General features: G+C 59.3%; 14 protein-coding genes. 11 read left to right on the top strand and 3 right to left on the bottom strand.

The features are described from left to right. Positions 1 to 43: 43 nt before the first annotated feature. The 10 genes from IV109_RS06905 (at position 44) to nagZ (ending at position 10,017) form a co-directional block, all read left to right on the top strand. On the top strand, positions 44 to 1,510 hold the full coding sequence (locus tag IV109_RS06905; RefSeq protein WP_296694169.1) for a DegQ family serine endoprotease: 1,467 nt from the start codon (positions 44 to 46) through the stop codon (positions 1,508 to 1,510). Between the two features lie 508 nt (positions 1,511 to 2,018). Further along, positions 2,019 to 3,830: a translation elongation factor 4 gene (gene lepA, locus IV109_RS06910; RefSeq protein WP_296694173.1), complete on the top strand. Its 1,812-nt coding sequence runs from the start codon at positions 2,019 to 2,021 to the stop codon at positions 3,828 to 3,830. Next, positions 3,830 to 4,795, top strand: coding sequence for a signal peptidase I (gene lepB, locus IV109_RS06915; protein ID WP_296694177.1), 966 nt, complete (start codon positions 3,830 to 3,832; stop codon positions 4,793 to 4,795). Before lepA ends, lepB begins: the two co-directional genes overlap by 1 nt. Positions 4,796 to 4,823: 28 nt before the next feature. Continuing rightward, positions 4,824 to 5,177: a DUF4845 domain-containing protein gene (locus IV109_RS06920; RefSeq protein WP_296694181.1), complete on the top strand. Its 354-nt coding sequence runs from the start codon at positions 4,824 to 4,826 to the stop codon at positions 5,175 to 5,177. A gap of 24 nt (positions 5,178 to 5,201) precedes the next feature. Continuing rightward, positions 5,202 to 5,888: a ribonuclease III gene (gene rnc, locus IV109_RS06925; RefSeq protein WP_296694185.1), complete on the top strand. Its 687-nt coding sequence runs from the start codon at positions 5,202 to 5,204 to the stop codon at positions 5,886 to 5,888. Positions 5,889 to 6,006: 118 nt separating this feature from the next. Further along, a complete protein-coding gene (gene era / locus IV109_RS06930; RefSeq protein WP_296694319.1) occupies positions 6,007 to 6,954 on the top strand; it encodes a GTPase Era in 948 nt (315 codons plus the stop codon). A gap of 14 nt (positions 6,955 to 6,968) precedes the next feature. After that, positions 6,969 to 7,718: a DNA repair protein RecO gene (gene recO, locus IV109_RS06935; RefSeq protein ID WP_296694190.1), complete on the top strand. Its 750-nt coding sequence runs from the start codon at positions 6,969 to 6,971 to the stop codon at positions 7,716 to 7,718. After that, a complete protein-coding gene (locus tag IV109_RS06940) occupies positions 7,715 to 8,461 on the top strand; it encodes a pyridoxine 5'-phosphate synthase (protein ID WP_296694192.1) in 747 nt (248 codons plus the stop codon). Before recO ends, IV109_RS06940 begins: the two co-directional genes overlap by 4 nt. 7 nt (positions 8,462 to 8,468) lie before the next feature. Further along, the gene (acpS, locus tag IV109_RS06945; protein ID WP_296694197.1) at positions 8,469 to 8,867 is read left to right on the top strand and encodes a holo-ACP synthase; all 399 of its coding nucleotides are present in this window, start codon (positions 8,469 to 8,471) and stop codon (positions 8,865 to 8,867) included. A gap of 67 nt (positions 8,868 to 8,934) precedes the next feature. After that, the gene (gene nagZ / locus IV109_RS06950) at positions 8,935 to 10,017 is read left to right on the top strand and encodes a beta-N-acetylhexosaminidase (protein ID WP_296694202.1); all 1,083 of its coding nucleotides are present in this window, start codon (positions 8,935 to 8,937) and stop codon (positions 10,015 to 10,017) included. A 20-nt stretch (positions 10,018 to 10,037) separates the two neighbouring features. Here nagZ and IV109_RS06955 read toward each other — a convergent pair whose 3' ends face one another. Together IV109_RS06955 and IV109_RS06960 are read right to left on the bottom strand one after the other, a co-directional pair. After that, positions 10,038 to 10,265: a hypothetical protein gene (locus tag IV109_RS06955; protein WP_296694203.1), complete on the bottom strand. Its 228-nt coding sequence runs from the start codon at positions 10,263 to 10,265 to the stop codon at positions 10,038 to 10,040. Between the two features lie 49 nt (positions 10,266 to 10,314). Further along, complete coding sequence (locus tag IV109_RS06960; RefSeq protein WP_296694208.1) at positions 10,315 to 11,496, bottom strand: MFS transporter; 1,182 nt, start codon at positions 11,494 to 11,496, stop codon at positions 10,315 to 10,317. 196 nt (positions 11,497 to 11,692) lie between these two features. On the opposite strand from IV109_RS06960, the gene IV109_RS06965 reads away from it, so the two are divergent. Continuing rightward, positions 11,693 to 12,835, top strand: coding sequence for a zinc-binding dehydrogenase (locus tag IV109_RS06965; protein ID WP_296694212.1), 1,143 nt, complete (start codon positions 11,693 to 11,695; stop codon positions 12,833 to 12,835). Here IV109_RS06965 and IV109_RS06970 read toward each other — a convergent pair. After that, on the bottom strand, positions 12,832 to 13,515 hold the full coding sequence (locus IV109_RS06970; protein ID WP_296694214.1) for an SDR family oxidoreductase: 684 nt from the start codon (positions 13,513 to 13,515) through the stop codon (positions 12,832 to 12,834). The two genes, IV109_RS06965 and IV109_RS06970, sit on opposite strands and share 4 nt — an antisense overlap. Positions 13,516 to 13,577: the final 62 nt, after the last annotated feature.

Consider the following 13,577-nt stretch of genomic DNA (forward strand, 5'->3'; position numbering starts at 1 on the left):
TTGGGTTAACGGTAAAGAATTGTTTTTCAAAGAAAGGTCGATGATGATTCGAATCGATTGGAAGAGGTTGAATGCCTGTGTCTTGACCGGTGTGCTGGCGACGGTCACATCGCTGGCTGTTTTGCCCGTGTCGACTGCGGCAGCCCAGACGCGAACCTTGCCGGATTTCACGGATCTCGTGGAGCAGGTGGGGCCTTCGGTGGTGAACATCCGCACACTGGAAAAGGCGGTCGCTCGCAATGGCGCTGGTGCTCCGGGCGAAGAGGAGATGCTTGAGTTTTTCCGGCGCTTTGGCCTGCCCATTCCGAATATTCCCCGCCAGGCGCCGCGGCAAAATCGACCCCAGCCACAGGAAGAAGACCAGCCACGTGGCGTGGGCTCGGGCTTTATTCTGTCGTCCGACGGGCTCATCATGACCAATGCCCACGTCGTCGAAGGTGCTGACGAAGTGATTGTGACCCTTACCGACAAGCGCGAGTTCAAAGCCAAAATCATCGGTGCCGACAAACGCAGCGATGTGGCCGTGGTCAAGATCGAGGCTGCGGGCCTGCCGGCCATTAAAGTGGGTGACGTGAGTCGCCTCAAGGTGGGCGAATGGGTGATGGCCATTGGCTCCCCGTTTGGTTTGGACAACACGGTGACCGCCGGTATCGTGAGTGCCAAGCAGCGCGACACAGGTGATTACCTGCCCTTCATCCAGACTGATGTCGCCATCAACCCCGGCAATTCTGGTGGCCCCTTGATCAATATGCGCGGGGAAGTGGTTGGCATCAACAGCCAGATCTATTCCCGCTCGGGTGGTTCCATGGGTATCTCGTTTGCCATTCCGATGGATGAGGCGGTGCGCGTGAGCGAGCAACTGCGGATGTCGGGGCGGGTTTCGCGCGGACGCATCGGTGTGCAGATTGATCAGGTGACCAAGGATGTGGCGGAATCGATCGGGTTGGGCAAGGCGCAAGGCGCCTTGGTGCGTGGCGTTGAGGTCGGCTCTCCGGCAGAGAAGGCTGGTGTGGAAGCGGGCGACATCATCACCAAGTTTGAAGGAAAACTGGTTGAGAAGTCCAGTGATTTGCCGCGTATGGTGGGTGGGACCAAGCCCGGCACACGCAGCGTACTGACAGTGTTCCGCCGGGGCAGCTACAAAGACCTGACGGTCACCATTGCTGAAATTGAAGCTGACAAGCCTGTCAGGAAGGCTGCGGACAAGGAAGAAAAACCCAAGGCTTCTTCTGCAGGACAGTCGCTTGGATTGGCGGTCAGTGAATTGAGTGAAGCCCAGAAGAAAGAGCTGAAGATCAAAGGTGGCGTCAAGGTGGATACTGTCGCCGATGCAGCGGCCCGTGCAGGCCTCCGTGAGGGTGACGTCATTGTGGCTATTGCCAACACTGAGGTCGCCACGATGAAGGAGTTTGAAACGGCCGTGTCTAAGCTGGACAAAAACAAGGCTGTTAACGTTCTGTTTCGACGCGGTGAGTGGGCGCAATATGCGGTGATCCGACCGGCACGTTGAGCCTTTTCGACCCGCTATGCCCCTTGCCCGGACTCGGGTTTGGGGTTATTTCTGGTGGAGTTGATCGTGAAAACTACGGCGAAAAAATATATTTCTGTGCACGGTTTTGAATGAAAAATGTGTGTCTTCACTAACTTCTAATTCTGATAATTGCAGTTTTGGTTAGAATAGAGGCCAATCATCACGGATTACAGGCATATGGAAAATGCTGCAGTCCACGATACGGGATGAATCGACGGGACCCACAGGCGGTCCACAGTTCACCCACAAGTTGTCCAGAGGATGATTCACCAAAAATGTTAATAAGCTGTGTATAAAATTCCTGTTGCTGCACTGCAACGACTCATGATGACTATTTTTTCGGCTGTACGTCCGGGACTTTTTGCCTACAATGAAGCTCCAACCTTCGCAGTTGCCAATAGATTGTTGGTTCAGGGCGCGTCACCACTCGACGCGCCCTTTTTTCTTGGCCTCTCGTTTTAATTCAATCACTTAAGTGTTCTCGTTGATGAATCACATCAGAAATTTTTCGATCATTGCGCACATTGATCATGGCAAATCCACATTGGCTGACCGCTTGATTCAGCGTTGTGGTGGCCTGCAAGAGAGGGAGATGGAAGCACAGGTGCTGGACTCGATGGACATCGAGAAAGAGCGTGGGATAACCATCAAGGCGCAGACCGCCGCACTCAAATACAAAGCGCTCGATGGGCAGGTTTACAACCTCAATTTGATTGATACACCCGGGCACGTGGACTTCTCGTATGAAGTGAGTCGTTCACTCTCCGCGTGCGAAGGTGCATTGCTGGTGGTCGATGCAAGTCAGGGCGTGGAAGCGCAAACGGTAGCCAACTGCTACACCGCACTTGAGTTGGGTGTGGAGGTGGTGCCGGTGCTCAACAAAATGGATTTGCCCAATGCCGATCCAGACAATGCCAAGGCAGAAATTGAAGATGTGATCGGCATTGATGCCACCGATGCGATTCCATGTTCGGCCAAGACCGGTATGGGCATTGACGAAATTCTGGAAGCGGTAGTGGCACGGATTCCTGCGCCCAAAGGCAACCCGTCCGGGCCGCTGCGCGCCATGATCATTGACAGCTGGTTCGATACCTATGTGGGTGTGGTGATGCTGGTGCGCGTGGTTGATGGTCGCCTGGGCAAAGGCGAGCGGATCAAGATGATGGCAACCGGCACCACTTACAACGCTGACAGCCTGGGCGTGTTCACGCCCGGCAACGAGCCGCGCGAATCACTGGAGGCGGGTGAAGTGGGTTACATCATTGCCGGCATTCGGGAATTGCAGGCAGCCAAGGTGGGGGACACCATCACCCTGATCAAGCCCGGTACGGGCGGTGCTGCCTTCACGGCAACCGAGGCCTTGCCCGGTTTCAAGGAAATCCAGCCGCAGGTGTTTGCGGGCTTGTACCCCACCGAGGCGAATCAGTACGAAGGTCTGCGCGACAGCCTGGAAAAGCTCAAGCTCAATGATTCCTCATTGCACTATGAGCCCGAGGTGTCGCAGGCGCTCGGCTTTGGTTTTCGCTGCGGCTTCCTTGGTCTTTTGCACATGGAGATCGTGCAGGAGCGTCTGGAGCGCGAGTTTGACCAGGATCTGATCACCACGGCACCCAGCGTGGTGTACCAGGTGGTGCAGGCCGACGGTGAAGTGAAGATGGTGGAGAACCCGTCCAAGATGCCTGACCAGGGACGGCTCGATGAGGTGCGCGAACCCATCGTGACCGTGCACCTGTACATGCCGCAGGATTACGTGGGCGCCGTGATGACGCTGGCCAACCAGAAGCGTGGTGTGCAGATGAACATGGCCTACCACGGGCGACAGGTCATGCTCACTTATGAGATGCCGCTGGCCGAAATCGTGCTCGACTTCTTTGACAAGCTCAAGTCGGTGTCGCGGGGCTATGCCTCCATGGACTATGAGTTCAAGGAATACCGTGCCGCCGATGTGGTGAAGGTCGATATTTTGCTCAACGGTGACAAGGTCGATGCCCTGTCGATCATCGTGCACCGCTCGCAATCGCAATACCGCGGCCGGGCCGTGGTGGCCAAGATGCGGGAAGTCATTTCCCGCCAGATGTACGACGTCGCGATCCAGGCCGCCATCGGGGCCAACATCATTGCGCGTGAGACAATCAAAGCCCTGCGCAAGAACGTGATCGCCAAGTGTTATGGCGGCGATATTTCGCGTAAACGCAAGCTCCTGGATAAACAAAAAGAAGGTAAAAAACGCATGAAGCAGATTGGCTCCGTGGAAGTGCCGCAGGAAGCGTTCCTGGCGATTTTGCAGGTGGACGGCTGATGCAGGCCCTGACCTCTCTCATCCTGGCCGCATTTGTTGCCTACGCGGGTGCTTGGTACTTTGGCTTCGTTGAAGGCAATTTTGCATTGCTGCTGTTTCTTGCAACAGTGGTTACCGGCCTTTACTGGCTGGCCGAGCGCTTCTATTTTTTGCCGAAGCGTCAGGCTGCGGCAGCACTGCTTGAAGCTGAATCCGTCCAACGTCGTGAAGAATTGATGCGCCAGGGCATCACGCATGTCGATGTGAACGTTTCCGAGGCCAGAAGCCGCATCCTTGCGCAGCCCTGGTGGCTGGACTGGACTGCCGGTTTGTTTCCGGTGATCATTGCGGTGTTTTTCCTGCGCTCATTTTTGTTCGAGCCGTTCAAGATACCGTCGGGTTCGATGATTCCAACCTTGCTGGTGGGGGATCTGATTCTGGTGAACAAGTTTCACTATGGCGTGCGTTTGCCCGTGATCAATACCAAGATCACCGAGGGCAACAAGCCGCAGCGCGGCGATGTCATGGTGTTTCGCTATCCACCCAAACCCAGTCTGGATTACATCAAGCGGGTCGTGGGCACACCGGGTGACGAGGTCGCCTACCTGAACAAGCGCCTCACCATCAATGGCAAAGCGATCGAGACGACGGAGTTGCCCGAGTTCTTTGATGAAGACCTGATGCGTTATTTCAAGCAGTACCAGGAGACTTTGGGTGAGCATAAGCATGGCATTCTGAACGACGCTGATCGACCCGCATTCGTACCGGGGGTCGAGGACTTTGTTTTCAAACAAAATTGCCGTTACACCGTTGAGGGTGTGGTGTGCAAGGTGCCTGAAGGCCACTATTTCATGATGGGTGACAACCGCGATAATTCGCTGGATTCACGCTACTGGGGTTTTGTGCCTGACAAGAACATTGTCGGCAAAGCATTCTTTGTCTGGATGAACTTCGGCAGCTTGAAGCGCATCGGCTCGTTCAATTGAAATTGCTTTTACCAGTAAGGGGAAACATATGACGGTTCAGTTCAGGTCCAGGCAGCGTGGCGTGTCTTTCTTGGGGCTCTTGATTGTGGGCGGCTTTCTGGCCGTCGCAGGGGTCATCACGGCGCAAATTGTTCCGACAGCGATTGAGTACCAGGCAGTTGTCAAGGCCGCTAACAAGGCGAGTCAGGGCAGTACGGTGGCTGAAGTTCGAAACCTTTTCGACAAGGCTGCCGCCATTGACAACATCAGCTCGATCATGGGGAAAGATCTGGAAGTCACCAAGGAAGGCGACAAAATTGTTGTGATTTTTGCTTACCAGCGTGAGATTCACCTGGCAGGTCCGGGTTACCTGACCCTCAAATACGCCGGGCGTTCCAAATAGTGCGCTGGCATCGAGGTATCGGGCGTGAATGATGGTTTGATGGCGTTGCAACGCCGTTTGCAGCATGAGTTCAAGAATGACGGTTTGTTGAGCCGCGCCGTTACGCACCGAAGTTTTTCCGCCGATCACAATGAACGCCTGGAGTTTTTGGGCGATTCAGTGTTGAATCTGGCAGTGGCAGATCTGCTTTATGAGCGTTTGAGCGCGTTGCCTGAGGGGGATCTGTCCCGGGTGCGCGCCAATCTGGTGAAGCAGGAAACCCTGCATCAACTGGCGGTTGAACTGGGTCTGCCGGACGTGATCCTTCTGGGCGAAGGCGAGTCGCGATCCGGGGGGCAAAAACGGCCTTCCATACTGGCCGATGCTTTGGAAGCCATCATCGGTGCCGTCTATCTGGACGCCGGTTTTGCAGTGGCGCAGGCTTTGGTTCACCGCCTGTTCAAGGCCGTGGAAATCAACCCGGAGATGGATGCGATTGGCAAAGACCCCAAGACCGAGTTGCAGGAATGGCTGCAGGGGCGCAAGATGAAGCTGCCAATGTACCGGGTGGTCGCCACGCTGGGCATGGCACACAAGCAAACGTTTGACGTCGAGTGCGAGATTATTGAACTGAATTTCTCGGAGCGCGGCATTGGTGGATCGCGCCGCGCTGGAGAGCAGGCCGCAGCTGCCGCGATGCTGCAAACACTCAAGGAAAAGGCAAAAAAATGAACCCCACGCTATTCACTTCGAGTCATGCGCTGATCGGTGGAACAATATGACTACTAGCAAATCAATAGCTGCGAATGCAGATGCAACAGGGGCGGAAGGCCAGGATGACCTTGAAAGCATGCTCAAAGGCATGCGCAAGGCGGCGCCGGCGGACGGAACACCGGTTGAAGGCCAGCGCTGTGGCCTGATCGCCATCGTGGGCAAGCCCAATGTGGGCAAGTCGACCTTGCTCAACGCTTTGGTGGGCCAGAAGATCAGCATTACTTCGCGCAAGGCCCAAACCACGCGCCACCGCATCACCGGCATGCACACCCAGGGCGCGACCCAGTTTGTGTTTGTGGATACGCCCGGTTTCCAGACCCGGCACAACAACGCCCTGAACCGTTCACTCAACAAGACCGTCATGGGCGCGGTGGGCGATGTGGACCTGATTCTGTTCGTGGTGGAAGCGGGCATGTTCAACCAGGCCGATGCCAAGGTGCTGGCCCTGCTGAACAAAGACATTCCGACCTTGCTGGTGGCCAACAAGCTCGATCAGGTCACGCGCCGTGCCGACATTGCGCCCTGGCTGCAGGAGATGCAGCAGCGCCACGCCTTTGCCGAGTTCGTGCCGATGTCGGCCAAGAACGCCAAAGACATTGAACGCATGCTGACCATTTGCGAAAAATACCTGCCTGAGCAGGCCTGGTGGTACGCCGAAGACGAACTGACCGACCGCAGCGAGAAATTTCTGGCCAGTGAAACTGTGCGTGAAAAGCTGTTCCGTCTGACGGGCGACGAGCTGCCCTACACCTCCACCGTGGTGATCGACAAGTTCGAGGAAGAGCCTGGTCGAGGCAAGCAAAAGCGTTTGCTCAAAATTGCCGCCACCATTGTGGTGGAACGTGACACCCACAAAGCCATGGTGATTGGCGACAAGGGCGAGCGCATCAAGCGTATCGGAACAGAGACACGCGTGGAGCTGGAGAAAGCGCTGGACGCCAAGGTATTCATCGAACTCTGGGTGAAAGTTCGATCGGGCTGGGCCGATGACGAAGCCCGCGTGCGATCCTTCGGCTACCAGTGATCTGTTGATTCCGCGTGGCCACCCAGCGTATTTCCGGCGAACCGGCCTACGTTCTGCATCGCTATGACTGGAGCGAATCAAGCCTGATACTGGAAGTGTTCACGCGCCACCATGGCCGTATCGCCCTGGTGGCCAAGGGGGCCAAGAAGCCCAGTTCCAGTTTTCGCCCCATTCTGCTGCCCTTGCAGCCCTTGCATGTGGCTTTTGGTGGTGACGCTGAAATCCGCACACTCAAAGCGGCGGAGTGGCAGGGCGGCCATGTCATGCCGACGGGTGACGCGCTGATGTCGGGCTACTACCTCAATGAACTGCTGCTCACGCTGCTGGCGCGGGACGACCCGCATCCCGCCCTGTTCGACGTTTACGCCAAAGTGGTGCAGATCATTGCGTCGGACCATGGTGAGGTTCTGCAGTCAGCCCTGCGCGCATTTGAGTTGCTGCTGTTGCGCGAAATCGGCGTGTTGCCGTTGCTGGACACCCAGACCATGACGCTGGCGGCGCTGGACCCCGATGCGCGCTACAGCCTGGTGCCCGAGGGCGGTTTGCGCCAAACCAACGCCACCGAGCGAGCCAGCCTCAGCGGTGCGCAATGGATAGCCTTGCAGCAGTCGCTGGGAGATCGGGCCCCGTTTACTGCGACCCTGCGGGCCTGTTCGGAAGTGATGGCAGAACTCAAGCCCCAGTTAAGGACGCTGCTGAATTACCATTGCGGGGTGAGCACTTTGCGCACGCGGCAAATGATGATCGACCTCCAATCTTTATGAATACAACTGCCCTGTCGGTTAATTTGAACAAAGTGGCGCTGGTGCGCAATACGCGCCATCTGGGCATCCCCAGCGTGACGCGCGCGGCCACACTGTGTCTGCAGGCGGGTGCCAACGGCATCACGGTGCATCCGCGACCGGACGAGCGGCATATCCGGGCCGGTGATGTGCGCGAACTGGCTGCGCTGATGAAAGCCTGGCCTGACCGCGAGTTCAATATCGAAGGCAACCCGTTTCAAAACCTGATGGATTTTGTGCGCGAATGCCGGCCGCACCAATGCACCTTCGTGCCCGACTCCGAAGGCCAGTTCACCAGTGACCATGGCTGGAACCTGGCCCACGATGCTGACCGCCTGCGTCCCCTGATTGCCGAAGCGCAAGCACTGGGCGTGCGCGTCAGCCTGTTCATGGATGCCGATGCCCCGGTCATGGCGGCTGCCAAAGCGGTGGGCGCAGACCGCGTCGAGCTGTACACCGAGCCTTACGCTGCCGCCTGGGGCACGCCCCAGCAGGGCGTCCAGTTGGCACGTTTTGCTGCGGCTGCACAAGCCGCACTCGATGCGGATCTGGGCGTGAATGCCGGCCATGATTTGAACCGTGACAATCTCACGGCCTTCATCCAGACAGTGCCAAGTGTGCGCGAGGTATCGATCGGCCACGCCTTGATTGCCGATGCGCTGGAGCTGGGCTACAGCGCCACCATTCAGGATTACCTGCGCTGCATCGCGGCAGCCTACCGCTGAGGCGCCTGTGATCTACGGCATTGGAACCGACATCTGCGACGTGCGCCGCATCCGCGCCAGCCTGGAGCGCCACGGTGATCGCTTTGCCGGCAAGATTCTGAGCGAGGCCGAGTTCAAGACCTGGAAAGAGCGCAGCGCGCGCTGGCCCGAGCGGGGCGTGCGCTACCTCGCCACCCGCTTCAGTGCCAAGGAAGCTTTCAGCAAGGCCATCGGCATGGGCATGGTGATGCCCATGACCTGGCGCCTGTGCGAGATTGGCAAACTCGCCAGCGGCAAGCCCACCGTCGTGCTGCATGGCGTGCTCAAGGAATGGTTTGAAGCCCGGGGCCTGAGCGCCCACGTGAGTGTGACCGATGAAACCGATTACGCCGCCAGCTTCTGCGTTGTAGAGAAAATAGCTCCCTAGTCCTCGGAATATATGCGCAGTCAGCTATTAAATATATAGCATTTCATTTCATTTCAGTAAGAGTCCCATGACACAACACGCCCCCCTCATCATCGACGTCGCCGGCCTGCGCCTGACCCCGGTTGACCGCCAGCGCCTGAGCCACCCCCTGGTCGGCGGCATCATCCTGTTTGCCCGCAACTGGCAGGACCGCCAGCAGCTCACCAGCCTGTGCCGCGAGATCAAGAGCGTGCGACAGGATTTGCTGATCTGTGTTGACCACGAAGGCGGCCGCGTGCAGCGTTTCAAGACTGATGGCTTCACGCACCTGCCGCCCATGCGTGCCCTGGGCGAGATGTGGATGCAGGACGGCAAGGCGGGTGAGGGCGCGGGAGCCATGCAGGCAAGCAACGCCGCCACCGCCTGCGGCTTTGTGCTGGGGGCCGAGCTGCGCGCCTGCGGTGTGGACTTCAGCTTTACTCCGGTGCTTGATCTTGATTTTGGCGAAAGCAGTGTCATCGGCGATCGGGCCTTCCACCGTGACCCGCGCGTGGTCAGCCTGCTGGCCAAAAGCCTGATGCAGGGCCTGTTGCAAAGCGGCATGGCCAATTGCGGCAAGCATTTTCCTGGCCACGGCTTTGTCAAGGCGGATTCACACACCGATATCCCTGTGGACAAGCGCAGCCTCAAAGCCATCTTGGCTGACGATGCCGCGCCCTATGGCTGGCTCAATACCGTGCTCAACAGCGTCATGCCGGCGCATGTGATCTACCCCAAGGTGGACGCTCGGCCGGCGGGCTTTTCGTCCAGATGGCTCAACGACATCCTGCGTGCACAACTGGGCTTTGGTGGTGCCATTTTCAGCGACGACCTGTCCATGGCGGGTGCCCGCCTGATTGATGGCCGCGAGGTCAGCTATGCACAGGCGGCGGTGGTGGCGCTGAATGCCGGCTGTGACATGGTTCTGCTGTGCAACCAGTCGCTGGACGAGGGGCGGGCGGTGGATGAACTGATCGACGGTCTGACCGAGGCTCAGGTGAAGGGTTGGTGGCAGCCGCTGGAAGCGAGCGAGGAGCGTCGCCTGGCCCTGTTGCCACGCACGCCTGCGCCGGATTGGGATGACCTGATGGTGCAACCGGCCTACATGCACGCCCTGGGCCTGATTCCCTGAGCGCAGCCCCTGCAAAAAGTTCAGGGCGAGCGGTGCAGCCGGGGTGACGACAGCGCCACGATCTGGTCGGCCGTGGCCGCATCGACGTTGGGGTGTTTGGAGAGCAGGTTGGCGCCAGACAAGAGGGTGCGCAGGTCGCGCAGGTCTTTGACTGTTGGCGCCACTTTGATTTGCGCCAGCGCAGCCGAGCTATTGCCACCCTGGATCAAGGCGGCGACTTTGGTCGCCCAGGCACTTTGACGGGACATGGCGTGATTCCTGATGACGGGTTGAGGTAGCGGCCATTCTGACACAGGGTCAATAGGTCCTGGCCTGCGGTCCAAGCAGCCGCGCCGATGCCACGGTGGCCAGTGCCGACAAGCCGATGCAGATCCAGATCACCAGCCCATAGCTGCCTGTGCGGTCAAACACGGCGCCAGCCAGCACCGGCCCCAGCAAATTGCCCAGCGCCGCGCCGGTGTAGAGCGTGCCGATGATGCTGGAGACAGCCCGTCCGCCGAACAGGTCCATGCAGATGGTGGGCATCAGTGACACGATACCGCCATAGCTCACGCCAAACCACAGCGCAAAAAGCGCCAGGGCCGTGTAGCCATCCGCCCAGTTCCAGAGCAAAAGGGATGCGCCCATGGAGCCCTGCATCAGCACCAGGGTCAGGCTGCGGCCGATGCGGTCGGCCAGGGTGCCAATCGCAAAGCGGCCGACCAGACTGCCGATGCCGATCAGGCCCACCAGTCCCACCGCCCGTGCGTCGTCAATGCCCAGATCCCGGGCGGCGGCCGACGCGTGTGCGAAGGGGATGAACATCGTGGGGGCCGCCAGCACCGCCGCGACATACATCCACCAGAAGCTGCGGTTGCGCAGCGCCTCACGCAGGCTGGCCCCGGGTGGCGGTGTCGACCCCGAGCCGCTGGCGCTGGGTGCCCGTTTCAACAGCCCTGCCGAGAGCAAGCCGATGACCAGCACCCCCAGCGCTACGGCCCGCATGGCATCGCGCCATTGCAGCCAGTGGATGGCACTGGTTGCCAGCAGGGGAATGATCAGCGTGCCGGCGCCAACACCCGCGCTGGCAATGCCTGCGGCCAGACCGCGCCGGGTGGTGAACCAGGGCTGCACGCAAGCGATGGCCGGGGTGTAGACCAAAGCGATGCCCACACCGATGCCCGCGCCATAGGTCAGGTACACCGTGCCCATGGAGTGGGCGAAGCTGGTGGCAAGCAGGCCACCCGCAATGCACAACATGCCGGCACAACACACCAGCCGCGGGCCAAAGCGGTCTGCCAGCATGCCACCGAAGGCGCCCAGCGTGAAGTAGACCAGCCCGCAAATGCCGAACACCAGTGCGACATCGGCACGCTGCGCCGAAAATTCCGCCGCAAAAGATTCAAAAAACGACGCAAACGAGTAAGAAACGCCGAAGATGATCGACAGGCTGAAAAATGCTCCCCAGACGATGACCCAGGCGTAGCGCGGTTCGTTCATGACCCATCCTTTTTATGTCGTTGAGCAGCCTGTCCCCGATGGCTGCTGTCGCGTTGTCTCTGATGCAAATGTAGTCAACGCTTGACCCTACAGGAGTCGCTCAAGCGACCGGCACTGCATGTGCTCGCCGCTTGCCCAGCGCACTCGGCGATATGTCGATATGCTACAGACCACTTTCAACCATAGGAGATAAAAAATGAGCACATCTACACCTCGCACCGGACTCCAATTGCGTTCGCTGGTCAAACCCAGTGGCGAGCTGGAACTCTCACTGGCTAGCGTTGCCAGGCCCACGCCCGCTGCGGACGAAGTGCTGGTGCGCATCGAAGCCACGCCCATCAATCCTTCCGACATCGGCCTCCTGTTTGGCGCTGCCGACATGAGCACGGCCAAGGCCTCGGGTACGCCGCAGAGCCCGGTCATCACCGCCACCATTCCTGAACGCCTGATGAAGAGCATGGCCGGACGACTGGGCCAGTCCATGCCGGTGGGCAACGAGGGCGCGGGCGTGGTGGTTGAGGCGGGCTCCTCTGCAGCGGCGCAAGCCCTGCTGGGCAAAACAGTGGCCGTGCTGGGTGGCGAAATGTACGCACAGTACCGTTGCATCAAGGCCGAACAATGCCTGGTGCTGCCTGCCGGCACTACGCCCGCTGAGGGCGCCTCCTGCTTCGTCAACCCGCTCACCGCGCTGGGCATGGTCGAGACCATGCGCCGCGAAGGTCACACTGCGCTGGTGCATACCGCCGCCGCCTCCAACCTGGGTCAGATGCTGAACAAGATTTGTATCAAGGACGGCATTGCGCTGGTGAACATCGTGCGCAAGCCCGAGCAGGAAGCAGTGCTCAAAGCCATTGGCGCCACCTATGTGTGCAACATGACCTCGCCCACTTTCCTGGAAGACCTCACGCAAGCCCTGGTAGCCACCGGCGCCACCATTGCCTTTGACGCCACCGGTGGCGGCAAGCTCGCCGGGCAGATTCTGGGCTGCATGGAAGCCGCAGCGAACCGCACCGCCAAAGAGTACAGCCGCTACGGCTCCACCACCTTCAAACAGGTCTACATCTATGGCGGCCTGGACACCGGCCCAACGGAATTCGTCCGCAACTTCGGCATGACCTGGGGCATGGGCGGCTGGCTGCTGTTTCCGTTCCTGCAAAAGATCGGCCCGGTTGCGGCGCAGCAACTCAAGGACCGCGTGGCCGCTGAATTGAAAACCACATTTGCCAGCAGCTACTCGAAAGAAATTTCGCTGCTGGAGGCGCTGCAACTGGACGCCATCGCGGTGTACGGCCAGCGCGCCACCGGCACCAAGTACCTCATCAACCCCAGCAAGGGCTAACGCTGCACCCAGCCGCCGCAAACCGGAAACACCTGCCCGACAAAACAGTTTGCCGACTCGCTGCAGAGGTAGGCGGCGAACTCTGCGTCTTCCCTTGCGCCGACCAGGCGGCCCAGCGGAACTTCGCGCTGCAGCCGTTCCTGGAAACGCGGGTTGGCCTGCACCTCGGGCGGAAAGTAGGTCGGGTTCTCCACAAAGTTCTGTGCGATGGCATTCACCTGGATGTTGTGCGGCGCGACCTCCACTCCGACGGACTGGACATAGGCCAGTTGCGCCCCGCGCGCGGCGCTGTAGGTGGACGAACGCTTCATGCCACGCAAGGCCGAGGCGCTGCCCATGAGCAGAATCTTGCCCGAGCGGCGCGCAATCATGGCGGGTAGTGCGGCCTTGAACAGCCGCGGCAGCGGATCGACCAGCGCCGCGAACGTGTCCTTCCATTCATCCTCGGAGACATCGACCGCGTAGGTCGTGGGCGCCGGTATTGCCAGGTTCGCAATCAGAACATCGATATGCCCAGCCGCTGCGACCACGCTTGCTGCCGCATCGGGGCTCATCAAGGTGTCGATGCTGGGGATGACGATGGCACCCTGCGAGGTCAACACCTCGCACAGCATCGGTCCCATGAATTGGTCTGCGTGGGTAACGAGCACACGCTTGTTGCGAAGGTTTTCTGTGGACATGGAATCTCCCGGTGGTGAAGGTGGCTGGTGGTGGCAGGGTGTGCTTCAAACATAGGCGCCTG

It is taken from the genome of Rhodoferax sp., assembly GCF_018780565.1.
Lineage (GTDB): Bacteria > Pseudomonadota > Gammaproteobacteria > Burkholderiales > Burkholderiaceae_C > Rhodoferax.

Bases quoted from the DNA above. Each gene is read 5' to 3' on its own strand.
- IV109_RS06905 (WP_296694169.1), top strand. From the start codon at position 44: ATGATTCGAATCGATTGGAAGAGGTTGAATGCCTGTGTCTTGACCGGT.
- lepA (WP_296694173.1), top strand. From the start codon at position 2,019: ATGAATCACATCAGAAATTTTTCGATCATTGCGCACATTGATCATGGC.
- lepB (WP_296694177.1), top strand. From the start codon at position 3,830: ATGCAGGCCCTGACCTCTCTCATCCTGGCCGCATTTGTTGCCTACGCG.
- IV109_RS06920 (WP_296694181.1), top strand. From the start codon at position 4,824: ATGACGGTTCAGTTCAGGTCCAGGCAGCGTGGCGTGTCTTTCTTGGGG.
- era (WP_296694319.1), top strand. From the start codon at position 6,007: ATGCTCAAAGGCATGCGCAAGGCGGCGCCGGCGGACGGAACACCGGTT.
- IV109_RS06940 (WP_296694192.1), top strand. From the start codon at position 7,715: ATGAATACAACTGCCCTGTCGGTTAATTTGAACAAAGTGGCGCTGGTG.
- nagZ (WP_296694202.1), top strand. From the start codon at position 8,935: ATGACACAACACGCCCCCCTCATCATCGACGTCGCCGGCCTGCGCCTG.
- IV109_RS06955 (WP_296694203.1), bottom strand. From the start codon at position 10,265: ATGTCCCGTCAAAGTGCCTGGGCGACCAAAGTCGCCGCCTTGATCCAG.
- IV109_RS06960 (WP_296694208.1), bottom strand. From the start codon at position 11,496: ATGAACGAACCGCGCTACGCCTGGGTCATCGTCTGGGGAGCATTTTTC.
- IV109_RS06965 (WP_296694212.1), top strand. From the start codon at position 11,693: ATGAGCACATCTACACCTCGCACCGGACTCCAATTGCGTTCGCTGGTC.
- IV109_RS06970 (WP_296694214.1), bottom strand. From the start codon at position 13,515: ATGTCCACAGAAAACCTTCGCAACAAGCGTGTGCTCGTTACCCACGCA.